Annotated in this window: 20 protein-coding genes, 2 tRNA genes and 1 other annotated feature; of the genes, 5 read left to right on the top strand and 17 right to left on the bottom strand. The window is 33.2% G+C overall.

All coding sequences use genetic code 11. The annotated features are described in order from the left end of the window. Nucleotides 1-364: 364 nt before the first annotated feature. Nucleotides 365-1,933: an ATP-dependent metallopeptidase FtsH/Yme1/Tma family protein gene (locus tag T335_RS0107860; RefSeq protein WP_026477059.1), complete on the top strand. Its 1,569-nt coding sequence runs from the start codon at nucleotides 365-367 to the stop codon at nucleotides 1,931-1,933. 111 nt (nucleotides 1,934-2,044) lie between these two features. Here the strand turns inward: T335_RS0107860 and T335_RS0107865 are convergent, their stop codons facing one another. The 11 genes from T335_RS0107865 to T335_RS0107915 form a co-directional block, all read right to left on the bottom strand. After that, entirely contained in the window at nucleotides 2,045-3,517 is a 1,473-nt protein-coding gene (locus T335_RS0107865; RefSeq protein WP_026477060.1) for a stalk domain-containing protein, read from the bottom strand. Between the two features lie 127 nt (nucleotides 3,518-3,644). Then, the gene (gene thrS, locus T335_RS0107870) at nucleotides 3,645-5,558 is read right to left on the bottom strand and encodes a threonine--tRNA ligase (protein ID WP_026477061.1); all 1,914 of its coding nucleotides are present in this window, start codon (nucleotides 5,556-5,558) and stop codon (nucleotides 3,645-3,647) included. A 95-nt stretch (nucleotides 5,559-5,653) separates the two neighbouring features. Next, nucleotides 5,654-5,874 (bottom strand) — a binding site (T-box leader). A 65-nt stretch (nucleotides 5,875-5,939) separates the two neighbouring features. Next, entirely contained in the window at nucleotides 5,940-6,545 is a 606-nt protein-coding gene (locus T335_RS0107875; RefSeq protein ID WP_026477062.1) for a DUF445 domain-containing protein, read from the bottom strand. Nucleotides 6,546-6,816: 271 nt separating this feature from the next. Further along, complete coding sequence (gene ytxC / locus T335_RS20160; protein ID WP_051569197.1) at nucleotides 6,817-7,746, bottom strand: putative sporulation protein YtxC; 930 nt, start codon at nucleotides 7,744-7,746, stop codon at nucleotides 6,817-6,819. Between the two features lie 277 nt (nucleotides 7,747-8,023). After that, a tRNA-Cys gene (locus tag T335_RS0107885) sits at nucleotides 8,024-8,098 on the bottom strand. A 5-nt stretch (nucleotides 8,099-8,103) separates the two neighbouring features. After that, nucleotides 8,104-8,179: transfer RNA gene (locus T335_RS0107890), tRNA-Phe, on the bottom strand. Nucleotides 8,180-8,467: 288 nt separating this feature from the next. Then, on the bottom strand, nucleotides 8,468-9,346 hold the full coding sequence (gene hslO / locus T335_RS0107895; RefSeq protein ID WP_026477063.1) for an Hsp33 family molecular chaperone HslO: 879 nt from the start codon (nucleotides 9,344-9,346) through the stop codon (nucleotides 8,468-8,470). 174 nt (nucleotides 9,347-9,520) lie between these two features. Next, complete coding sequence (locus T335_RS0107900; RefSeq protein WP_156943656.1) at nucleotides 9,521-10,267, bottom strand: class I SAM-dependent DNA methyltransferase; 747 nt, start codon at nucleotides 10,265-10,267, stop codon at nucleotides 9,521-9,523. Between the two features lie 283 nt (nucleotides 10,268-10,550). Next, nucleotides 10,551-10,724 (bottom strand): small, acid-soluble spore protein, alpha/beta type, encoded by a 174-nt coding sequence (locus T335_RS0107905; RefSeq protein ID WP_026477065.1) that lies wholly within the window; start codon nucleotides 10,722-10,724, stop codon nucleotides 10,551-10,553. 251 nt (nucleotides 10,725-10,975) lie between these two features. After that, a complete protein-coding gene (locus tag T335_RS0107910) occupies nucleotides 10,976-11,971 on the bottom strand; it encodes a type II CAAX endopeptidase family protein (protein ID WP_026477066.1) in 996 nt (331 codons plus the stop codon). Nucleotides 11,972-11,994: 23 nt separating this feature from the next. Next, nucleotides 11,995-13,158 carry a M20 metallopeptidase family protein gene (locus T335_RS0107915; protein ID WP_026477067.1) on the bottom strand — a complete coding sequence of 388 codons (1,164 nt, stop codon included), beginning with the start codon at nucleotides 13,156-13,158 and terminating at the stop codon, nucleotides 11,995-11,997. Nucleotides 13,159-13,507: 349 nt separating this feature from the next. On the opposite strand from T335_RS0107915, the gene dapD reads away from it, so the two are divergent. After that, nucleotides 13,508-14,209, top strand: coding sequence for a 2,3,4,5-tetrahydropyridine-2,6-dicarboxylate N-acetyltransferase (dapD, locus tag T335_RS0107920; RefSeq protein WP_026477068.1), 702 nt, complete (start codon nucleotides 13,508-13,510; stop codon nucleotides 14,207-14,209). Nucleotides 14,210-14,257: 48 nt separating this feature from the next. Here the strand turns inward: dapD and hpt are convergent, their stop codons facing one another. Then, a complete protein-coding gene (gene hpt, locus T335_RS0107925; RefSeq protein ID WP_026477069.1) occupies nucleotides 14,258-14,797 on the bottom strand; it encodes a hypoxanthine phosphoribosyltransferase in 540 nt (179 codons plus the stop codon). Between the two features lie 201 nt (nucleotides 14,798-14,998). Here hpt and T335_RS0107930 point away from each other — a divergent pair, with 201 nt between their 5' ends. Both T335_RS0107930 and T335_RS0107935 read left to right on the top strand, forming a co-directional pair. After that, nucleotides 14,999-16,210 (top strand): CD0519/CD1768 family membrane protein, encoded by a 1,212-nt coding sequence (locus T335_RS0107930; protein WP_330371203.1) that lies wholly within the window; start codon nucleotides 14,999-15,001, stop codon nucleotides 16,208-16,210. Nucleotides 16,211-16,284: 74 nt separating this feature from the next. Further along, nucleotides 16,285-16,758, top strand: coding sequence for a GAF domain-containing protein (locus T335_RS0107935; protein WP_242837265.1), 474 nt, complete (start codon nucleotides 16,285-16,287; stop codon nucleotides 16,756-16,758). A gap of 62 nt (nucleotides 16,759-16,820) precedes the next feature. On the opposite strand, the gene T335_RS22490 is transcribed toward T335_RS0107935, so the two are convergent. The 4 genes from T335_RS22490 to T335_RS0107955 all read right to left on the bottom strand — a co-directional run bounded on the left by T335_RS22490 (nucleotide 16,821) and on the right by T335_RS0107955 (nucleotide 20,573). Further along, the gene (locus T335_RS22490) at nucleotides 16,821-16,964 is read right to left on the bottom strand and encodes a hypothetical protein (protein WP_169735933.1); all 144 of its coding nucleotides are present in this window, start codon (nucleotides 16,962-16,964) and stop codon (nucleotides 16,821-16,823) included. A 290-nt stretch (nucleotides 16,965-17,254) separates the two neighbouring features. Further along, nucleotides 17,255-17,905, bottom strand: coding sequence for a single-stranded DNA-binding protein (locus T335_RS0107945; RefSeq protein WP_026477072.1), 651 nt, complete (start codon nucleotides 17,903-17,905; stop codon nucleotides 17,255-17,257). 112 nt (nucleotides 17,906-18,017) lie between these two features. After that, nucleotides 18,018-19,505 (bottom strand): Mur ligase family protein, encoded by a 1,488-nt coding sequence (locus T335_RS20165; protein WP_051569198.1) that lies wholly within the window; start codon nucleotides 19,503-19,505, stop codon nucleotides 18,018-18,020. 303 nt (nucleotides 19,506-19,808) lie between these two features. Continuing rightward, the gene (locus tag T335_RS0107955) at nucleotides 19,809-20,573 is read right to left on the bottom strand and encodes a polysaccharide deacetylase family protein (protein ID WP_026477073.1); all 765 of its coding nucleotides are present in this window, start codon (nucleotides 20,571-20,573) and stop codon (nucleotides 19,809-19,811) included. A 149-nt stretch (nucleotides 20,574-20,722) separates the two neighbouring features. Here T335_RS0107955 and T335_RS20170 point away from each other — a divergent pair, with 149 nt between their 5' ends. Then, on the top strand, nucleotides 20,723-21,661 hold the full coding sequence (locus tag T335_RS20170) for a Na/Pi symporter (protein ID WP_034328038.1): 939 nt from the start codon (nucleotides 20,723-20,725) through the stop codon (nucleotides 21,659-21,661). A 16-nt stretch (nucleotides 21,662-21,677) separates the two neighbouring features. Here T335_RS20170 and T335_RS0107965 read toward each other — a convergent pair whose 3' ends face one another. Beyond that, a complete protein-coding gene (locus tag T335_RS0107965; protein ID WP_026477074.1) occupies nucleotides 21,678-23,648 on the bottom strand; it encodes an endonuclease MutS2 in 1,971 nt (656 codons plus the stop codon). Nucleotides 23,649-23,683 lie beyond the last annotated feature (35 nt).

Raw genomic sequence — 23,683 nt, forward strand, 5'->3', positions numbered from 1 at the left:
CTTCATTAAACCTAGCAAGAAAAATTATAAATTAGCAAATCAAAAGCTAACCATAACCATCTAACTATGAACCCTACTAACCTTTGTTGAAGGGTGAGAAGCGGAAAACTTCTACTTGATTTTTATCATCTTTAACATCATACCAACTAGAAAAGTATTTGTCAACTACTTTTTTCTAATTTATTTATATAGTGTGTAATTATGTAAATATATATCATGTGAAAATTACATAAATAAATTGTAGGTTGGTCAATGGTTTTCCTTATGTAATAAATTTTTCCTAAAAACTTTTACTATTATTCCATTATTTTTTAGATGGATTTGGGCATGCTAAATTTAAACAAATAAGCAGGGTGGTGATGGAATGAAAAAAAGGATTATATTTGTTTTGCTGTGTATTTTTATTACATTAACAGTAATATCTAGCTATTCTCTATGGTATGGAGATAGCTTAAATAATCGTTTCTCCGTTGGAGATCGTCTGCTGGTGGCAGGAATTACAGTTTTCTTATTCATATACTATATCAAATTGGATAAGAAACCACAATATGCCCATGCAACCATTAATACCGAAAAGAAAGAAAAGGAGCAAAACGGAAACGAATTCTTTACAAAACCCAAAATTACTTTTGAAGATGTTGCTGGCTTAGAAGAGGTAAAAGAGGAGTTAGTGGAGGTAATTGACTTCATCAAGAAATCTGAAAAGTACATAAAGATGGGGGCAAAGATTCCTAAAGGGATCTTATTTCATGGTCCTCCTGGTACTGGCAAAACCCTTTTGGCTTCTGCTGTAGCTGGAGAAACAAAGTCAGCTTTTTTTTCTGCCAGTGGTTCTGAATTCGTAGAAAAATATGTAGGTGTTGGTGCTAAAAGGATTAGAACCTTATTTGAAAAAGCAAAAAAAGAAGCTCCAAGTGTCATTTTTATAGATGAGATTGACGCAATAGGAGCAAAACGCCATATAGACAGCAATAACGAAAAAGACCAAACTCTTAATCAGCTATTAGTAGAGTTAGACGGCTTTAATACCGATCAAACTGTTGTTGTTATTGCTGCAACTAACCGTATGGATTTACTAGACGAAGCCCTGTTAAGACCTGGAAGATTCGACAGACACATGTACATTGGAAACCCCAATGTAAAGGCAAGAGAAGAGATTTTAAGGGTTCATACTAAAAACAAACCCCTTAGTCCTGATGTTGATATTCCAACATTAGCAAAAAAAACCCATGGTATGAGTGGCGCTCATCTTTCTAATATCGCTAATGAAGCAGCCATCATAGCCGTTAGACAAGATGAAACGATCATCACCCCAGATCATTTTGATCAGGCAATAGAGAGGGTTATTGCAGGTCTACAGGTTAAAAACCCAACGATTCTACAACGGGAAAAAGAAATTGTTGCTTATCATGAGGCTGGCCACGCTTTAATTGGTAAAATTTTAAGTACAGACATGGTGCAAAAGGTTTCTATTATTCCTAGAGGACAGGCATTAGGTTATGTCTTGCATATGCCTCAAGACGACCGCTACATCCTAACTAAACAAGAATTATGTCAAAAAATTATGGTTATGCTTGGGGGTAGGGCCGCAGAAGAGTTGATTTATGGGCACCTTTCTACTGGGGCAAAGGATGATCTAAAGAAAGTGACTGATTTGGCAGTACAAATGGTTTGTGAGTATGGTATGAGCGACTTAGGCTTTATGTTCCAAGAACCTTCCCTCACAAGAGGATTAAGTCATCAAATTAATAAAGAAATGAACAAAATCATTGATGAATGCTACGAGTTAACCCTAAACTATCTAAAGACCTACCAGAAGGATTTAGTCAAGGTTACCAACGCTTTATTGGAAAAAGAAACGTTGAATGCCGATGAATTAGCAGAACTTTTAGGAGACTTTAAGATTGAAGAGGATGAACTGAAGGCTGTGTAACTACCCTATATGCAAATTAAAACTAATTAAAACTAAGCAAAATAAAAAGCTGTCTTATATGGTTTTGAATCATTAAGACAGCTTTTGTTACCTATCCCTTTCTAAAGCCTACTATCTAATCGTAATATTAATGGTTCTTTGTTCTTGATTCCACTGTACATGGGCATTAAAAATTTCAGTAATTAACCTAAGGGGTACCATCAATCGATCTTCAATTAGTAATGGTCCTTCTTCTAGCATGATTTCAATATCTTCTATATAAGCTCTTTTATCATTTGTTATTAACCTAATGGATTTTTCATCATTTTTTAATTGTATAGATTGGCTAGACTGTTCCCACTCCAATAAAAGATTAAAAGTCTCAGAAAAATCCCTTATGGAAATATAGGTTCTACCATCAATAATCTTCGGATATGCACTCTTAAAATTCATTTGATCCCCATTTATAATAACTGTAATTCCTCTATTAAATCGAATGGGTACTTCTATCTCCATTCCATTAGTTAATAATAGCCTTCCTATCATTTGTTCTTGATTAATCAAGTTTGAAACGATTTGATCTTGTTGTGGTATGTTTTTTATTAAGACTTTATTTTTTGCTAATCTACGATTTCTATGGACTACAACTGATTTTGTCGCATCTGCTGTAATTTCTATTGGAATCCTATCATTTTCTATTTCCACTTCTAAATAATCTAATAGATCACCTTTTCTAACAACTATTTGATCTAAATAGTTCTCTAACCCATAATCTATTAGTTTTTTACTTTCTTCAAATCGTATATCACTGGTGTTGCTTCCTAACACAACTCCGATCAGCCACTTTGTATTAGAACCCTTAACTCTAGAAATAGATACTAAACAGTAGCCTGCTGCATTAGTAAAACCTGTCTTCATCCCTTTAATGTATGTTGTTGTACTTAACAATATATTAGTATTTTTGCTTCTAAAGGTTTTATAGGTTCCGTAAAATTCCTCCTTACTTACCATTGGAATTAAATGATTAGGATATTGACTTAACCCATAAGAATAAAGCTTTGCTAGTTCTTTTGCCGTCATATGATTTTGATCTCCATTATCCTGGGGTAGACCAGTAGGATTAACAAAATAGCTGCTACTAAGACCTAGACTTTTAGCCTTCCCATTCATCATTTTAACAAAATTATCCACACTTCCTCCCACATGTTCTGCTAGCGCAACTGCCGAATCGTTTGCTGAAATAATCATCATCGATTGCAAGAGCTCATTTACTGAAACAGCATCTTTTTCTTTTAATTGATAAGATGTTCCCTTTGTGTCAGAAGCTTTTTTACTAATCCTAACTTTATCACTAAGCCTTATGTCTCCATTGTAAACAGACTCCATTACAAGAATATAGGTCATGATCTTAGAAGTGCTTGCAATCGGTCTTTGGACATCAGCAAATTTCTCGTATAAAACTTGACCATCTTCTGAATCAATTAAAATTGCTGTAGGTGAAGCTAGACTTAGCTGATTTGCATATACATTTGACACATTCGATACATTAAAAACTATAACTAAAGATAAAACTAAGACAATTATTATGCTCCATTTTTTAGTCATTCTAATTCTCCTTTTTGACAGTCGGTTATCTAGAGTAATATTATTTCTCTTTTATTTGATAAATTCCTTTAAATACATAAAAAAGACTTGCATTTTTTTACAATACAAGTCTCTTTTATCTTTAAGTTTATAATGTTTTACTCTCAATCTCTTTTAATATATCTTCAATAAATTGATCGGTTGTTACTACTCCTAATTCACCTTTATCTCTTGATCTTACTGCTACAGATTCTGCTTCTATTTCTTTATCCCCTAATACTAACATATAAGGTACTCTTGAAAGCTGGGCTTCTCTAATTTTGTACCCAATTTTTTCGTTTCTACCATCTACTTCAACCCGAATACCTTGGGCTGCCATTTTAGACTTTAGTTTTTTAGCATAGTCTAGATGTCTCTCTGTAATTGGTAAAACCTTTACTTGTACTGGTGATAACCAAGTTGGGAACTTACCTGCAAAGTGCTCGATTAGCACCCCTATAAATCTTTCCATACTTCCATAGATTACCCTATGGATCATAATCGGTCTATGCTTTTCTCCATCGGCACCTACATAGCTTAGATCAAAACGTTGGGGCATTTGGAAGTCTAATTGGATTGTTCCACATTGCCATGTACGACCAATGCAGTCCTCTAGTTTAAAGTCAATTTTAGGTCCGTAGAAGGCTCCGTCTCCTTCATTGATTTTGTAGGGTAGCTCTCTTGCTTCTAAAGCTTCTTTTAGCGCATTAATTGCCATTTCCCACTCTTCATCGGTTCCCATTGAATCTTCTGGTCTAGTAGATAATTCTATATGGTATTTAAAGCCAAAGATTTTATAAACATGATCGACAAAATCAATTACGCCAATAATTTCATCTTTAATTTGCTCTGGTAGCATAAAGATATGGGCATCATCTTGAGTAAAGCAACGAACCCTCATCAATCCATGCAAAGCTCCTGAAAGCTCATGGCGATGTACTAGTCCTAATTCACCCATTCTAATTGGAAAATCTCTATAGCTGTACATTTTACGCTTATAAGAAAGAATTGCGCCTGGGCAGTTCATTGGTTTTACTGCATATCTTGAATCATCGATATCTGTAAAGTACATATTTTCTTGGTAATGATCCCAGTGGCCTGACTGTCTCCATAATTGCTCATTTAAAATGATCGGGGTTTTAATTTCGTCGTATTCTCGCTTAGCATGCTCTTCTCTCCAGAAGTTTTCTAATTGATTTCTTAAAACCATTCCCTTTGGATGGAAGAAGGGGAACCCTGGTCCTTCTTCTTGCAAGCTAAATAAATCTAGTTCTTTACCTATTTTACGGTGATCTCTTTTCTTTGCTTCTTCTAAACGATGTAGGTATTCTTCAAGATCTTTTTTCTTTTCGAAGGAAGTACCATAAATTCTTTGAAGCATTTTATTTTTCTCGTCACCTCTCCAATAGGCTCCAGCAACATTTAGTAGCTTAAAGGCTTTAACTTTATCAGTTGAAGGAGCATGGGGACCAGCGCAAAGGTCTACAAATTCTCCCTGTTGATAGAAGGAAATTACTTCATCTTCTGGAAGGTCTCGAATAAGTTCTACTTTATAATCTTCTCCTTGTTTTTCCATGAAGGCAATTGCTTCGTCCCTTGGTAGTTCAAATCGCTTCAACTCTAATTTTTCTTTAACGATTTTTTGCATTTCTTTTTCAATTTTCTCTAAATCTTCAGGCGTAAATTTATGTTCTGAATCAAAGTCATAGTAATAACCATTTTCAATGGAAGGTCCAATCGCTAATTTTGTGTTTGGATATAATCTTTTTACTGCCTGTGCTAGAATATGGGCACTAGTATGTCTAAAGGAATCCTTACCACCTTCGTCATCAAACCTTAATATATTCAACTCACAATCTTCATTTACTGGCTGAGCTAGGTCAACTACTTCTCCGTTAATGTCTCCCCCAAGGGCTACTCTAGCTAGTCCTTCACTAATTTCTTTAGCAATATCATAAACGGTTGTTCCTTTATTCACCTCTCTAACAGAACCATCTTTAAGTGTAATTTTCACTTTTTCCATGTTCTTGAACCTCCTTTTTAAATTTATAAATTGTATTTTAAATTTTAAGATGTATAAATCTAAGAATAAAAAAAGCCCCCAGTCCAAATACTTTCGTATAGGACGAGAGACATATTCCCGCGGTTCCACCTAAATTGATTAATCAAATCCAACTTGTAGACGATAACGGAGTCACCGAATTTCTTTTCACATAAATGCTACTGGAAATTAGCTCCAAGGTAGTTTTCAGTTATCCATCTACAGAAGTACTTTCAGCCTACGATACTTCCTCTCTAAGTATTGGGTTTAACCTACTCTTCCTCTTCTTAGCAAATTATAAAATTATATTTAATTAATTATAATGATTGTTCCGAATATTGTCAAGGGGTTTATATGTATTTTTTACAATAAAACAATAATTATACCTTGAAATAATCCAATCATCATCCCCAATAGTGCCCCTAAAATTTCGATGTGTTTTAACTCTTCTTTTGCAATTTTCATCACAACTTCTTCTAGCTTTTCCATAGGGAATTCATTAATGCGCTTTTCTATCATCTCTGCTAAATTAATATTATCGGCGGCTTTATGGATCATATTTTCCATAGTAGAATTGATCATTTCTGCTCCTTCTTCATCAATAACATCATTAATGTAATTCTTAATCATTCCTTTAATCGTCGAAGGAATGTAGGCAGGTAATCTTTTTGCCAGTACATCATTAATTTTTATTTTAATCATATTAATGATTTCTTGCTGATCTTGTTTTTCAATAAATTGCTGAATAATTTCCTCTAGAGAAAGTAGTTCTTCCTGTACAGTGTTTCCTATACTTTTAGCAATTTCATGTTTTCGCTTAGGAATTAACCCCTGAATCTTTAAAGGAAGTAAAGGAATTGCCACTGGTTCAAAGGGCCTAAACATTAATTTAATAGCTATGAGATTAGTGATCCAACCAATTAAAGCTCCAATTCCTGATAAAAAAAGTAGTAGGGTAATTGTGTTCATTATCTTTCACCTCTTCTATACCTTGTCCATATAATAAGAATTATATCATTTTTTGTCTCTTTTCACTACAGCAATATATATATTAAATTTCATTAATATTATCTTGAAGGATATATAATAAACCCCTAGCCAGTGCTAGGGGAGTTATTTTCATCTTTACTATTTTTGATATTTCTTTTTTATATTTTGATTGTTCTTTTATTTGATTGTTCTCTTTTATATTTGTTCTTTATTGCCACTGATTCGTTAATTATTCTTTAATATTCTTTAATTATTCTTTATTAACATTGGTTTCGAGGTTGGCTTCCACAGAACACCACTCACAACCATTACATACCATTACCTTTGAAGTAAATACCCGTAAAATCGTTTTAATAATATCGGTTGTATATCTCAGCCTACCTACCTGATGTATGATAATTTTTTCTGGTGCCATAGTGATGAGGGAGCTCATTAATAAATCTTCGTAGCTTAAGAAATTACTATTGGATAATTCGTTAGCTACCTCCCTCAAATATTCATTATTAATTTCTTCATTTTTAAAATCATATAATTTAAAGCTATGGTCTTCTTCTAAAACAACATGTATCAGCTCTATTTTAGAATCTTGAATGTCTACAAAATATTTCAGTAGCTTTATAAACTCATTGTATTCTTTATCCATGAGAAAATCTTCTACTGCTTTTTCAATCGTTTCCTCAAGTTCTAAATAATAATCCTTTAATCTAAAAGTAATAAAGCCATCAATATTAATTTGACTTTCATTACTTAAGTATTCTGTAATGGCCTTAATCACCTTCGATCTTCTCGTATAGTCTTCTTGGCTAACTAATAACGTGACACGATTTTCTTCTTTTAAAATGTTTATTGCATTTCTTTCAATTTCTAATCTTTCCCGTTCATCAAAATAATAATATTCTTTATCTATCATTTTACGCAGAATATTAATTTCTTCAACAGCTTGTATATACTCCCAAAGGCCCTTAGCAATATGATCTTTGAATAGGGCTATGAAATCACTTATTGGATACTTTTTTACACTTTCTATTTCTACACTATATTTTATATGATTAGAGACCTCTTTATTAATTACTTCTTCCTTTAATTTAATCCCTTCAACTTCAAATATTTTCAACTGTTTTTTCAGCTTTGACTTTAGAACTTCAGCATTTTTATTGGTTTCTATTAGCAGCAAGTTCACCTTAATCACTCCCTTTCAGCTGTAATAGTAGTATATGTCTAATAAATAATGATATTCTTCTCGCTTCATTACAGTAAATTCTATTAAAGCCATTTGTGTTACTATTTTTCCTTTTTTAGTAAGTAGTAATTTTTAACTTAAAGGCATCAATATAGGATAAAAACTAATATTGATTTAGCCTTATTTAATAATATATGTTAAGATGTTCCTGCTGTTACTTAAAAACAAAATAAACAAAAAAATAAAAAAACAAACCCTACAGGTTTGTTTTTTTTAATGGAGGCGACACCCAGATTTGAACTGGGGAATAAAGGTTTTGCAGACCTCTGCCTTACCACTTGGCTATGCCGCCCTATTTGGTGCCCAGAGGCGGAATCGAACCACCGACACGGGGATTTTCAGTCCCCTGCTCTACCGACTGAGCTATCTGGGCAATACTTTTTTTATCTCGTTGCGACAAAATATATTATACACAAATATTATATGTATTGCAACACTTATTTGATACAATTTTTAATCACTTAAATGAAAACTAAATCCCTCATTATTAATCCTTTAATAATCCTTTAAGAATAATAGTAATAGAGAAATTGCAAAATAGAGTACCTTATAACAATTAATATGACAAGTAAACTTCCTATGCAATTTCTCTACTCTTAAAAGATTGAAAATTTTATTAAAGCTTAAATTATACTTTTTCTATCTTATATTTTCTAAAGCCTTAGATAGATTCTAGCAATCTTGCTAAATGGTCTTTATCAAAATAATATTTCTTATTGCAGAAGTGACAAACTAATTCTGCCCCACCATCTTCTTCAATAATACTCTTTAATTCTTCTCTTCCAATACTAATTAAAGCCTTCTCTAACCTTTCTTCGTGACAATCACAAACAAAATCTACCTCATATTCTTCAAGTATTTTCACCCCTAAATCCCCTAATACATGTTGAAGAATTTCTTCTAATGTCATTCCTCGTTCCATCAAAGTAGTAATAGGCTCAATAGTTTGTAGTTTAGTCTCTAGCTTAGTTAGAATTTCTTCTGAAATATCAGGCATTACCTGAATAATGTAGCCCCCCGAAGCCTTAATCGTATAATCTGTATCAATTAAAATACCTAAAGCCACTGCTGTGGGTTGTTGTTCTGAATAGGTGAAATATGAAGCAAAGTCCTCTGCAATTTCTCCTGTTGATAATGGATATGAACCAACATAAGGTTCTTTTAGACCAATATCTTTACTAACGGTAATGACACCCTTAGTACCAACTGCTGCTCCAACATTTAGTTTCCCTTCACGAATATTTGTCGTCTCCACCTGGGGATTATTAACATAACCTTTAACATTTCCTGTTGCATTTCCTGTTACAACAACTGAACCTAAAGGGCCTCCTCCATTAATGGTTACTGTAATCTTATGATTTTCTTCCTTTAACATTAGTCCCATCATAGAAGTTGCTGTTAATGTTCTACCTAGTGCTGCTATTGCAACTGGAGAGGTATAATGAAGCTCTTTAGCCTTCTCTACCATTGCTGTTGTATTAGCAAAAAATCCTCGTATACTATTATCGGCAGCTGTTACTCTTAATATCTTATTTTGCATATAACTCACCTCTTATATAATCTTATCTTCTGTTTTCTACTTTTAATATTTTGTAGACTTATTTATGTCGATTATCATTCAATATTGGTCATCTAGACCTTACTAAATTCATATGTCTATGTAATATAACAAATTCTTAAAGCAGTTTATCATATGGCAATACTACTGTCAAATTTAGTCTTTACGACAAACAAAAAAGATTCTTTCACTTTCTTGATGGGGCAGATCAAATTTAAATCCATCATAGACACTAACAGACTTGAAGCCCCCCATTAATAGTAAAGATTTAAGTTCAGTAATGTGATAGGCCCTTTGCTGATGATATTCTTCAAATTTTCTATATAGTTGTTCTTCTTGAAGAAAAAAAGCAAGATTCATTTCTAAAATATTGGTCTCTTCATCAAAGTAGTTTTCCCAGAGATAGCATAAATCTCCTTGATTTTCTCCATAAGTATTTTCTCCTAAAATCTCACTTAATTTATAATATGAGCTTATATCAAAAACAAATATACCTTCCTCTGTCAGATGCTGATGTAACTTTTTAAATAGTGTTACTAGCTCCTCTTCTTCTAGTATGTAATTAATTCCATCACACATACATAGAGAGACATCAAATTTTCCTTCAAGTTCTAACTGGGTCATATCCTGTTCTACAAATAAGATGTCTTTACCGAGGGTAAGGGCCTTGTCTTTAGCAACCATCAACATTTCTTGGGAAATATCGACAGCCATTACTTCTACTTTTTCTTCAGATAATGGTAGCGTAATGTTACCTGTACCACAGGCCAACTCTAATATCTTTTTAGGTTCTATTCCTTCCCTTTTGAAAATTTCTTTAAGATATACCACCCATCCCTTATAATCAACATCCTCCATTAAACGATCATACACATATGCAAAATCATTATATTGATTTATCATCAGATTACTCCCTCATCCTACATTAATTTAATATCTCTATTATTATAATATATTCTAGCAGAAAAATAATCCTCTTTACTAAGTTTTCTACTCTTTTTATCTATAAATGAAGAAATTGCATAAATTAGATATAATCCCATAACCCATCATTAGGTATTTTCAGAGATTTATTTACAAAAGCTATATTAGATTATCTTTATCAAAAAATAATAGAATAGACATCAAGGTGTCTATTCATAGTCATATAGTCATAATGATCAACTAGCATTTACTATTATACCCTCTATTTTGCCTTCTTTTTTCTAACGGTCATCAAACCACCAATACGGCCGGTCTCCTTTGCAGTTAATTCGCCCCAACCATAGCACTTTACTTTATCAATTAAGCCTAATTCCTCTGCAATTTCATATTTCATTAAAAGCTCATCTGAAAATTCCTCTTTCTTTTTATTTTCCATATAAAATCCTCCTTTTTTATATTATGGAAAATAAATTAATAATTTATCCCAAAATATTAAGTAAATTACATAATAATTTTAAAAAATGTTCATATATCTCAATTTAGTTGATTTCCTAATTAATAAATGATACAGTTTAATTATGTTAAAATATAATCAATTTTTCACTCCCCCGTGATGATTATTTTATATTTTGCTCTGTAAAACTTTTTAAAAGGACTGCCTGCGGCAGTCCTTTTTTCTTTTCATTGTTAGCCCATTCGAATAATTCTTAGAATTTGACTTCCCGCCATCCAAACATATAGGGGAGCTGTTAAATACAAAGGAAAAAATTCTATCGGGTAGGTTTTATTCATTTCATTTAAAAGTTTTTCATCTGCAACATTTGATTGATCTGTTTCTATTATTTCTTCCTTCTGATTTTCAATTATTGCCTGTCGATCCTTCTTAATTATCTTTACCAATTTATAAGCTATCATGCTTGTAACTATTGCTATTACTCCTATTGTAATTAAACTCACCAATAAAGCTATTGTTGTAGAAACTTCTGGAGTTTCTACTGTCGTTGCTTCATTTAAACTTAAAATATCTGAAAGATAATTAATGATAAAACTTAAGGTTATTGCAAAACCGTTATTCACCATGTGGCCAATCACGCCAGCCCACAGGGAGTCTGTTAGTATTACTAGATAACCAAAAACCAATCCTAACACTACTGGTCCTGCTAAGTTATAAATATTAAAGTGAAAAAAGCCAAATAATAGCGCCGAAAAAATAATTGCTTTCTTCTTCCCCATTGGTTCATAACCTGAAAGTACAAATCCTCTAAAAAGCACCTCTTCACAAAAACCTGCCAATAGAGACACCACTAACATCATAATTACATATTCATTGGTGTTTTCTGGCATAGGAATCTGAGGAACATTTATATTTCCCATAAGACTTAGAAGTAACATAATTATTGCATTTGCGACTACCGCTACAGGATACATTAGTAGTGTAATCATTCCTACTAATATCCCATGCTTTAGGCTTATTTTATTTATCCTTAGAGCCTTTTTTATATTTATTTTTCTAATGATTAAATATAATAGTGGAGGTGCTAACACGACACCTAACTGAGTAATAATTAAACCTGACACAAGCTCTCGATGTTGAAAATATGCGCCACCACTTAGAAAAATTAAGGCTCCAATAAAGAAAAGTAAATTTGCATCAATCACTCTTAATTTCTTTTCCCTTACCATTGATTCACATCCTTATACTTTTTTTAGACTAAACTTCCCCGTTGTTTTAATATATTCATATAGGCCTGCAATCCATAACCTAAAACTTTTTCATCAAAATTAAACTGATCATTATGAAGGGGATAGCAATAATTTTTTTCTTCATTACGACAACCTAAGAAAAAGAATACCCCTGGAACAACCTGCTGAAAATATGAAAAATCCTCAGCTAACATGATGGGGTCTACCATCTGTATTGTTCCTTCATGTTGGCTATTAATAAATTCGTTGGTTAAGAAGTCATCATTAACGACAGCAGGATACATATCTCTAAAAACAACTTCGATTTGGCAATGGTACATTTTTTCTAAACCACTGGCAAAGTCCACCATTCTAGCCTTAATGGTGTCGTAAACCTCTTGATGGAAACTCCGTATTGTTCCCTCTAAAATCGCTTCTTTAGCAATAACATTTCTTCTTTCACCTGCAACAACCCTTCCAATGGTCATGACAGCAGGTTGAATAGGATTAATATTTCTACTTACAATTGACTGCATACCTATAATCATCTCTGATGCTATTACAATGCTATCTATTCCTTTATGGGGCATTGCTCCATGACCACTTAAGCCTTTAATATGGATATCAAATTCACCTGTTTGTGACATCATCGGACCTGGTCTAACCCCAAACTTTCCTTCTTCAATATCGGGAAATAAATGTAGTCCATAAATTTCATCTATCTTATATTTTTTTAAGTAACCTTCTTCAACCATAGGTAAAGCACCACCTGGACCTTCTTCAGCTGGTTGAAATAATAATACAACATTATCCTTTAATTCGTCTCTATGTTCACTTAGATATTTAGCCAAACCTAATAAAATTGTCATATGTCCATCATGACCACAAGCATGCATACATCCTCCATGAAGGGATTTAAAATCAATATCATTTTTCTCTTCCACACTTAATGCATCCATATCTGCACGAAACCCTAATGTCTTTTTTCCTTCAGAACCTTGTATATGGGCTATTACTCCTGTTCCTAATATATTTTTCTCGTATTGAATCCCTAACCCATCTAAGTAGGTGGTTATATACTCCGAAGTTTTAAACTCTTCAAAACCCACCTCTGGAATTTGGTGAAGGTCTCTCCTTACTGTTTTTAAACTATCTTGTATAGCTTCTATTTTTGATGATATATTCACTTTTCATCCATCCCTTCAATTTAACTTCCTTCTCTTTTAGAATATACCCATTTTTCTAAATTCTACAATATAACTATTGTAACAATAAAAAATGGATATATCCAGTAAATATTCTTTTCTATAGCCCAAAAGCAAAGTCCCTAATCTGATTAATATAATCAATTTAATTATTTAATATCCATTTTTTAGGATTCATTTAAGATAAATCATCATATGATGTTATGACGGAGATTTTCATCCTTCGAGAAGAGCCTATAACATTTAGAAATATCATAGTTAGCTTTATTGTTTAATAAAAAAAGAATGGGTGCTATATCTACATAAGTCTGTAGGAAAGGAATGATGTTTGATGGGCAATTGTCCTTATGCACTGGCTAAATCAATTAAAGAGTCGAAAAAATCTACCCCTGTAAAAGCCTATATCCAAGGTAAGCTGCTACTTAACCCTCATGAAAGTGTCAAAATTTTTGGTGGTGGGGAGTTTTGGATTCTAGTTGGAGAATTCTGTGTTATTACTAAAATACTAACAGATCAGAAACATAATATACTTCAATATCATCTCGAATATGACCGCAGAAATTCTGCCATTCCCCTGTTAAATACCTTAACCTTAGAAGCAAGAATTGAACCTGGCTCTATTATTAGGGAAAATGTAACGATAGGTAAAAATGCTGTCATCATGATGGGAGCAGTGATTAATGTAGGTGCTGAAATTGGTGATGGCAGCATGATTGATATGAACTGCGTGGTGGGAGCACGAGGGATAATTGGCAAGAATGTTCATGTTGGAGCAGGCGCTGTCATTGCAGGTGTTCTCGAACCTCCTAGCTGTACTCCAGTAATCCTTGAAGATGATGTTTTTATAGGGGCTAATGCAGTGGTTCTTGAAGGAGTAAGGATTGGTAAGGGCGCAGTTGTGGCAGCAGGCTCCATTGTCACTAAAGATGTTCCTGCTAATGGTGTAGTGGCAGGTATGCCTGCTAAATTAATTAAAATGAAGGATGCTAAGACGGAAGAAAAAGTTAAAACGCTAGAAGACTTAAGGAACTAACAACAAAACCCAGCTACTGGGCATCTAAACCAGTTTGCTGGGTTTTTTTTATCTATCTTGATCTGTAACAACAAATACATATGGTATGTTACGATAATAATCTCCATAATTAAGACCATAACCGACAACAAACTTGTCTGGTATTGTAAAACCTAAGTAGTCTGGAACAATCTCAATCTGTCTTCGCTCAGGTTTGTCTAATAATACACAGCATTTTACACTGTTAGGTTTTTTAGATTTTAAATGCTCCATAACATATTTCATCGTTAAACCTGAATCTGTTATATCATCTACAACTAGTACATCGTATCCTGTAAGGTCTCCCTTTACATCACTTATGATATTAATCTGTCCACTACTTTCTTGTCCATGTCCGTAGCTTGAAGTGGTCATAAATTCTATTTTAACAGGAATTGATATTTTCCTTACTAAGTCGGCTGTAAAAACAAAGCTCCCTTTTAATAAAGAAACAACTAATAGTTTCTTTTCTTGATAATCAGCTGAAATTTGCTGACCTAATTCATTGATTCTTCCTTCTATTTCCTTTTCAGAAAGAAGGACTTCCCACACCTTTTTTTCTATATCCATTGGTCTTCCCTCCATAACGATTTTATTCTATTCTAATTGAATTCATACCCCTTGTCAAACTTCCTTTAGCAATATTTTTATGATAAATACATTGCTGTATTACTGGTATTTTTTACATTTTTGTATTCTTTATGAAATGTTATTGAATAAAGTATTTTCTAGTAGTAAAATAGTAGAGAATTGATAATAGGAGGTGTAGGAATGAAAGCAATAGAAGTTGAAACAACCCCTGTGATTTCAACGTCTTCTCCAAAAACAAAAAGTGCTGTATCAAAAGAAACTTATGCTTTTATTTTTATTGTAGGTGGTTCTTTTTCTTATCTTGGTTATACCATGGGTATTGGTACAATGTTTAATGTTATTATGAACACAGCCCATGACCTACTTTTAAACACAGTATTTTTTATCTTATCTGTTGCTGTTTTAGCCGGTGCATTGGCAGCCCTACTATCGGAGTTTGGTGTAGTAGCCCTCATTAATAAAATAATTTCTCCTATAGTAAAGCCTCTATACGGAATGCCTGGTGCTGCTTCAATCGGAGCCATTACCACATATTTATCTGATAATCCTGCAATTATATCCTTGGCAAAGGATAAAGGTTTTATCAAATACTTTAAAAATTACCAAGTACCAGCCCTATGTAATCTTGGTACTGCCTTTGGTATGGGATTGATTTTAACCACCTATATGATGAGCCTTGGGAAAGAGTTTATCGTTCCTGCCCTAATCGGAAATGTTGGTGCTATTATCGGTAGTATTGTAAGTGTGAGATTAATGACTCGTCACACAAAAAAATATTACGAGATCCAACAACCTCAACAAGTTAATAATGATAGTAATGTTGATGATTTCTTCAATAGCAGAGAAATTAGACCAGGTAATACCTTTGAAAGGGCCCTTGATGCCATCTTAGAAGGGGGTAAAAATGGTGTTGAAATGGGACTTGCAATTATCCCTGGTGTATTATTTATCTGTACAATTGTTATGATTCTAACCTTTGGACCAAGTGGAATGGAAAACGGGGTTGCGGTTTATGAAGGGGCTGCTTATGAAGGGGTCGCTTTATTACCTCGTCTTGGTAGATACATTTTTCCTATTCTTAGACCTCTGTTTGGTTTTAAAAATGTTGAAGCCCTTGCTTTTCCAATTACCTCTTTAGGTGCTGTTGGTGCTGCTATGGGCCTTGTTAGAAGCTTTTTAGATAGTAACCTAGTTGGCCCTGGTGACATTGCCGTCTTTACTGCTATGGGCATGTGTTGGAGTGGTTACTTAAGTACCCATGTTGGTATGATGGATGCATTAAAGGTTAGGCAATTAGCTAATAAAGCTATATTAAGCCATACAATTGGTGGTATTGCAGCTGGAGTTTCTGCAAACTATTTATATCTATTATATTCTCTTATCTTTAAATAATAGTAAATATCTGTTACAATGGTTTTAAATGTATAAACTATCTTATGCTATTTTAGCAAAGGAGGATTTTAATAATGGAAATGGAATTAACGGAAAAGATTGAGCTGTTTGAAAAAATAGAAGCTCAAGCTAGAGAACTTATTTCTAACGAGAAGGACTTAGAAAAGATTTATAAAGGTATCGTAGAATTATTGGATACAAATATCCCTTACTATAATTGGACTGGGTTTTATATGGTTGAAAATGGCGAACTAGTGTTAGGTCATTACATAGGTAAACCTACTGATCATATTAAAATTCAATTTGGTCAAGGTATATGTGGTCAAGCTGCAGCCACAAAAGAAACTTTTATCGTAGACGATGTATCTAAAGAATCAAATTATTTAGCATGTAGTTTTGAAACTGCATCAGAAATAGTTGTACCTATCTTAAAAGATGGTGTTGTTTTAGGAGAAATCGATATCGACAGTGATGAAATTGCAGCCTTTGATGAATTAGATCAACAATTATTAGAAAGAATTGCTACTATGTTGGCAGAAAGATTATAATCTCGAAACATTATAATCTTTTAAAAAACTTTCTTTAGTTTAAATAACCTAAGGAGCTTAAATTAGCCCCTTAGGTTATTTTTATCTCTATCATTTTTTAAGATTTCTTTAATTTCTTTAAGTAGGACAATAACTTTGTTAAGTGAATATTGTATTGAAACTAGAATGACAAATAGAATAATGATCGGTACTATTAATTGAGACATATTAATTCCTCCCTTATGGTTATTCTTATGGTTATTATAATACTTTTTAAAGGGAGAAGAAACCTATCTAAAGGACTTTTCTAAAGAACCTCATTTTTATATGTAAAAAAAATATAGATATTACTGGCCAAGACTACTATAGCCATATTCTTGTACTTCTACTTTTTAAATCTATCTTATTAAGATATAAAGCACATTCTTCCTATTGTTATATTAAACAACTCAGGAAAGATGTGCTTTCTTCTATTAATAACTTTAAACGCTATATTTAAGATAGTATTAATATTCCTTTATTCAGTTTCTACTTCTTTAGTATCATCAATTTTTTCCATTTTAGATATAGAGACCTCATAGGCCACTTTATTTAATACAGTACCATCTGGTAACTTCTTTTGATAGTTTCTGCTTTGAATCCGTCCCCAACTACGAACATGATCTCCGACTTGAAGTTTTGCAGAAAACCTAGCATTTCTGCCCCATGCAATACAGGGAATATAGTCTGATTTGTTGTAGGGCCGATTAACAGCAATAAGTAGATCAGTAATCTCTCTACCAAAAGGGGTTTCTCTGTATACTGGAGGCTTACATATATATCCTTCCAAATAAATTTGATTAGGATTCTTTATTTCTTCTTCTGAAGGTAAAACCTCTAAATCCCTAGCAAATACAGTTAGCACTAAACGATTATTACCGTCTGTAAATTTATTATAGGATCTTAACTGACCTTCTACCTTAACTGTATCACCTGTATTTAGTTTTGAATCAAATAGTAGCCTTTCTGAAATGGTCATTGGTAATTGATCTGATACATCACTTAATCGAGGAATCTCTATTTTATAGTTGTAAAACCCCTCTCCGTACATCTCATGACTAAATTCCTTTTCACCTGCTACTTTCCCTACTAAAGTTACCATATTGCTATCAATTATATTTCCTGTCATTAACCTGTACACTCCCTTCTACTCTTATGTTACAAGATGTTGTAATCTATAAACATATTTATTCTCGAAGGGACTAGAATATGTTTCAAATTCAAAAATATATTCTATCTTTTTAATGTACATGCTTCTCCGTTTGTACTTCACTAAATCCATCTATATTCAAGCCAAGGGTTTCTCGAATCATTTGTAAAAATAGCTTTTTCCCTTTATCCATAACCTGAGAGCCCAATAATAATACTAAGTCATTATATTTTAACTGTTTAATCATCTTTGTTAAGGCTTCTGTTAATCTCTCTTCAAATTGATATGATATTTCACTATTTTTAAAAATGTCTAAATATATATCTCTTTCTGCCTCTGTGACTGTATCATTTCGACTGGCATAATCTTTACATGCTGTAATATAAAGTTCTTTAACTCTTAATATTTCAGCCCATTGCTTTAAGACCTCTGCATTATCTCTATTTACCTCTATTCCCCTATTGCCCCTTATCCCATTAACAATATATAAATTTCGATATTGCATTCTTTGAACACTTTCTAGTACAGCTTGATAACTAGCTGGATTATGGCAAAAATCATCTATTACAGTAAAATCTCCCTGATAGATAATTTCCATTCTTCTACTTAGACTTTTGAACTTTTTTAGCGTCTTGGCAATACCGGTAATGGGTACGTCTAGTAAAAGGCAACAGGTGATGGCAGCTAAAGAATTATATACATTATGGTCTCCTAACAAATTTAATTGAATAGGAAACTCAAAGGGGTCTATCTCAACACCTGATAGGGTTGTAGCTCCCCTCTGCATACAATAGGTAAAAGTAATATTCTTGTCAAAATCAATTGAAGAAGCTGTAATCGTGCATCGCTTATTGAGTCCATATGTAATTACAGTGATATGCTGATTTCCTTCTAACAGTCTTAGACTACTCATGTCATCAAAATTAATGATGGCCATCTTCCCACTATCTAGTTCACTAAATAATTTTTTTTTAGATTGTAGATAATCTTCAAAGGTCTTGTGATAGTTTAAATGATCCTTTTCTATATTGGTATGAATAGCTATATCGAACTTAATTTTATGGACTCGTTGGGATTTAAGACCATGGGAAGAAACCTCCATCACTACCACTTCTACCTTCTCTTCTACCATTAGGGCTAAATAGCGATAGATGTCTTCTGCAATAGGTGTGGTTAAATTGGTTTCATATACTTTATCATTTACCTTAATATTAAGGGTACCTATTAATCCTGCTGAAATCCCATTTTCTCTTAATACCTCATAAATTAAATTACTAGTAGTGGTTTTTCCATTTGTTCCTGTTACACCAACAATCTTTAACTTTTCAGAGGGATATTGATAAAATTCATTACAGAGTTCTGCTAATTTCTTTCTTGCATCTTCTACTTGTATCACTTTAACTTCTTCTAGCTCTAGGTTTTCTTCAGTAAAAATAACGACAGCCCCATTTTTAATGACATCTTTTACAAAATTATTTCCATCAACTTCTTGACCTTTTATGGCAACAAAAGCATAGCCATTTTTGACTCTTCTGGAATCACTAGTCACTCCCGCAATTTCTATTCCTTCTATCTTCATGCCATCATCTCCTCTTACTCCCTTTAACACCTAAGTTGTTAATAATATTGTGGATTATGATGGCGAAAACTATTCATAAGGTAAAATTTAATGGAAAACTCTATTAATCTTAATCTATTAGCCTTGATCTAATCTTAATCTAAAATAAACACTTACTTGGGATACTCTATAGAATTTCCTCAATTAAATGTAGTTAAAATACACCTAACTTATATTGATTTAGCATATTATATTGAAATTATCACAAAAAAGATCCCTATTATTAAGGGATCAATTTTTATTATTTGCTTTTTATTTGTTTTTTTATTTGCTTTTTTGTCTACCTGATGGATCGATTGTGTAATTATCCTTCATGATTAAGTCTGAAATTGGTACTATTTCGTATCCCATTTCTTTAAGTCTTTCCAAAATTGGCGGAAGAAACTCAGCTACATACTTTGCATTATTATGAAATAGAACAATTGATCCTGGTTTTACATTTCTAGTTACTCGGTCAACTACGGGTTTAACCCCCATTTCTTTCCAATCAAGAGAATCTACATCCCATTGAATAGTATAGTAACCTAACTCTTCTGCTGTCTCTATTAACAGATTATTATAGTCTCCAAAGGGAGGTCTAAAAACAGTTGGCTGTATGCCTGTGATTTCCTTAATTTTGTCACCAGTGGTCTGTAATTCCCTCTGAATTTCATCTTTTGATAACTTCGACATATGGGGATGGGTAGTGGAATGGTTTCCTACTTCATGGCCCCGTTCGTGAAATTGCTTTACCCAATCTGGATATTTGTCTACCCAAAATCCTACTAAGAAAAAGGTAGTTTTTACATTATATTTATCAAGGGTGTCTAGAATATCATCGGTAAATTCATCTCCCCACGCCGCATCAAAACTTATGGCAATTTTCTTTTCTTGTGTTTCTACACTATAGATGGGAAGTCTTCTTTGGGTCGAAAATACCCCTATAGCTTCACCTCTAATTCCTGCAAAATAAACTATAAATCCAGCAATTAGCAACAGTACTACCAAACCTATTACAAAGCGTTTTCTTTGTATAATCAAAACCCTCATCCTTCTCCCCCTGTCCTCATAATATTCTATTAAAAGTTTATTCATGAGAAGGGGAAATATGCCTAAATCCTTTAAGTCAAGTAAATCTATTCACTGTTTACATTTATTTGTTTTATTTCAGCTCTAGTCTTCGTATATATAAGCAGGAGGTGTTTACTTTGCTTACAATATTATCTGGTATGGCCTGTGGTCTTGGTCTTTTCTTATTAGGGATGAAATTTCTAACAACTGGCTTAAAAAACCTAGCAACAGGTAGGTTTAAGAGTAAAATGCAAAATACCACAATTCATCCCTTAATGGGGATATTAATAGGTACTTTTATCACAATGTTAATTCAATCTAGTAGTGGCACTACTGTTCTATTAGTAGGATTGGTGGAGGCAGGCCTACTTACCCTTCCTCAAGCTGCCCCCATGATTATGGGTGCCAACATCGGTACAACCATTACTGCTCAATTAATCGCCTTTCAAGTGGGGAAATATGCACCACTCCTTTTGATTGTTGGTGTCCTCCTATCTATGTTAGATGGAAAACGAAAAATGCGACTAATGGGAGAAGCCATGGTGGGTTTAAGTCTTATCTTCATAGGCATTGACTTTCTAGGAAAAGGGTTAGCTCCTCTTCAAAACTTCATTAGATTTCAGGAAATACTGGCTGAATTAGGACACAAACCCTTTCTTGGAATTTTAATGGGTTTTGCCACTACTGCTATTATACAAAGTAGTGGCACAGGTATTGCTATATTACAAACCTTAGCTATTAATAATACCCTCTCAGTTTTTGCTGCTGTCCCAATTCTATTAGGCCAAAATGTTGGAACCTGCATTACTACCCTCATTGCCAGCGTAAACCTAAGTATTACTGGAAGACGGGCAGCCGTTATTCATTTATTATTTAATTTCTTTGGGGTTCTGTTACTCTATCCATTTTTAAGATATCTAACACAAGCAGCCCTCCTATTAGCTCCAGTAAACCCAGCAAGACAAATTGCCCATGCCCACAGCATTTTTAACATTGTAGCTACGCTACTCCTTTTACCCTTTAGCACTTATTTGGTAAAACTATCAACTTTAATTGTAAGAAGATGAAAAAGAGATGGGTAGATTATAAATCAATCTGCACCCCCTTTACCATCTTGCGATCTAGCAGATGCTTTTTCTTACGGTTTTCTTTTGATTCAAAGATAATATCAAAATCATAGTTCTCTGGATAGAGTTCTTCTTTATCAATATGAAGGGTGAGTCTTTTGTGGTTAATCTTTAGCTTTTTCTTCATCACCATTACCCCTACCTCACCCTTTTGATTAGGAAGTTCGCAGACGATTCCGGTTCTATCCAGATTACTAATATACACACAGTCTCCTATTTTAAACTTATTTGAGATCTCCTTTTTCTTTTCCTTATTAACCTTAGGGCTATGATTGACCCTATTCTCATTTTTTCTATTTTCGTCTTCCCTTTGATTGATTCCCTTATTTACCTTATTTTCAATTTTTATTTCTGTAGCTTCTTGAAGTTTTTGAACTAGTTCTTCGTAATTTCCCTTTTCTTTATAGGTAATTTGATGGGCCCTTGCAATTACCTCTTTGTTCATGCCTAGCCTAAGGGCAATAAGAAATCCATTACTTTCCCCTGCTTTACCTATTTTTAACTGATATTGTGGCTTTAAGGTATTAATATCAAACTCCATACATCCATTGATAAATCCTTCATGATCACTGGCAAAGGTCTTTATTTCACTGTAGTGGGTCGTTGCTAAAATTGTAGCTCCTTTATAATAGAATTCTTCTAAAATTGCTGTTGCTAAACCCATTCCTTCCCCTGGGTCTGTTCCTGCTCCCAATTCATCTACAATTACTAGGGTTCTAGGAGAAACTTCTTGCAATATATATATTAAGTTCTTAAGATGGGATGAAAAGGTACTTAAAGACTGTTCTATGCTCTGTCCATCACCTATGTCTACTAAAATATCTTTAAATATTGCAAATTCGCTTCCCTCTTCTACAGGTACTTCTAATCCCGATTGCACCATCATGGTCAATAGTCCCACCGTCTTTAAGGCTACCGTTTTTCCACCTGTATTAGGTCCTGTAATGACTAACCCACGATACCCTTTGCCAATTATAAAATCCAATGGTACAGCTCCAGCTCCAATTAATGGATGTTTTCCTCCTTTGATGTTTATATATTGATTTTCATTTAGTGTTACTCCATTCCCTTCCATTTGTCTACTTAATTTAGCTTTTGCAAAGATAAAGTCATAGTTTACCATAATCTCTATATTGATATTTATTTCTCTAATATACCCTTCAGCTAAGCCTGTCAGGAAAGCTAATATTTTATACGCTTCAGCCTCTTCCTCATTCTTCAGCAGATTAAGCTCGTTTTGAAGCTTTTTAACTTCTTCTGGTTCTATAAAGACTGTAGAACCACTATTAGAGCGATCCAGTACTTCTCCCTGTAAATTTCTAAGATATTCTTTTTTAACCGGCAGGACATATCTTCCTTGTCTGGTAGACACATGGTTATCTTGAAGATAAGCTTGACTTCCAAGGGACTTTAAAAGATTCTCTATTTTATTTTTAAGCCGTTCTTCAACAATATTGATTCTTTTTCTAATTTTTGATAAGGCAGGTGAAGCTTTATCAACCACTTGATTATTTCTAATACATCTTTCTATTTCTTCAATTAAATCATCTAAAAGATTAATAGACCTGCTATAACTACTAATTATAGGTGCCATCATTTCTATATTAGCCATATATTTTTTCATACGCTGACAATTATTTAAAAAATCTACTAAGGCAGTAAATTCTTCTGGTCTTAACACAATGCCTTTCAATAATTTTTCTATCCCTTTATCTACACCCATTAGACTATGAAGGGGTACAGATCCTCTTCCTCCTAATAGGATCCTCCCTTCCCTTGTTTCTTTTAACCATGTCCTAATTAGGGTGATATCCTCAATAGGATGTAATTTTTCTACCATTGCCCTTCCCTTACTTGATATAACCAATTCCGAAAGCATTTCTTTAATTTTGTCAAACTCTAATAGTTCAATTGCTGTTTTATTCACTTTTTATACCTCCACTATTAATTAATATTGTTTAA

It is taken from the genome of Alkaliphilus transvaalensis ATCC 700919 (assembly GCF_000621485.1).
In the GTDB taxonomy this organism is placed as follows: Bacteria; Bacillota; Clostridia; order Peptostreptococcales; family Natronincolaceae; genus Alkaliphilus; species Alkaliphilus transvaalensis.

Excerpts from the sequence above, each read along its gene's own strand:
- T335_RS22490 (WP_169735933.1), bottom strand. The coding sequence starts at position 16,964 with ATGTCTCAATTAATAGTACCGATCATTATTCTATTTGTCATTCTAGTT.
- thrS (WP_026477061.1), bottom strand. The coding sequence starts at position 5,558 with ATGGAAAAAGTGAAAATTACACTTAAAGATGGTTCTGTTAGAGAGGTG.
- T335_RS0107930 (WP_330371203.1), top strand. The coding sequence starts at position 14,999 with ATGAAAGCAATAGAAGTTGAAACAACCCCTGTGATTTCAACGTCTTCT.
- T335_RS0107875 (WP_026477062.1), bottom strand. The coding sequence starts at position 6,545 with ATGAACACAATTACCCTACTACTTTTTTTATCAGGAATTGGAGCTTTA.
- T335_RS0107860 (WP_026477059.1), top strand. The coding sequence starts at position 365 with ATGAAAAAAAGGATTATATTTGTTTTGCTGTGTATTTTTATTACATTA.
- hpt (WP_026477069.1), bottom strand. The coding sequence starts at position 14,797 with ATGGATATAGAAAAAAAGGTGTGGGAAGTCCTTCTTTCTGAAAAGGAA.
- T335_RS0107900 (WP_156943656.1), bottom strand. The coding sequence starts at position 10,267 with ATGATAAATCAATATAATGATTTTGCATATGTGTATGATCGTTTAATG.
- T335_RS0107955 (WP_026477073.1), bottom strand. The coding sequence starts at position 20,573 with ATGAGGGTTTTGATTATACAAAGAAAACGCTTTGTAATAGGTTTGGTA.
- T335_RS0107905 (WP_026477065.1), bottom strand. The coding sequence starts at position 10,724 with ATGGAAAATAAAAAGAAAGAGGAATTTTCAGATGAGCTTTTAATGAAA.
- hslO (WP_026477063.1), bottom strand. The coding sequence starts at position 9,346 with ATGCAAAATAAGATATTAAGAGTAACAGCTGCCGATAATAGTATACGA.
- T335_RS0107945 (WP_026477072.1), bottom strand. The coding sequence starts at position 17,905 with ATGACAGGAAATATAATTGATAGCAATATGGTAACTTTAGTAGGGAAA.
- T335_RS0107910 (WP_026477066.1), bottom strand. The coding sequence starts at position 11,971 with ATGGTAAGGGAAAAGAAATTAAGAGTGATTGATGCAAATTTACTTTTC.
- T335_RS20165 (WP_051569198.1), bottom strand. The coding sequence starts at position 19,505 with ATGAAGATAGAAGGAATAGAAATTGCGGGAGTGACTAGTGATTCCAGA.
- dapD (WP_026477068.1), top strand. The coding sequence starts at position 13,508 with ATGGGCAATTGTCCTTATGCACTGGCTAAATCAATTAAAGAGTCGAAA.
- T335_RS0107865 (WP_026477060.1), bottom strand. The coding sequence starts at position 3,517 with ATGACTAAAAAATGGAGCATAATAATTGTCTTAGTTTTATCTTTAGTT.
- T335_RS0107935 (WP_242837265.1), top strand. The coding sequence starts at position 16,285 with ATGGAAATGGAATTAACGGAAAAGATTGAGCTGTTTGAAAAAATAGAA.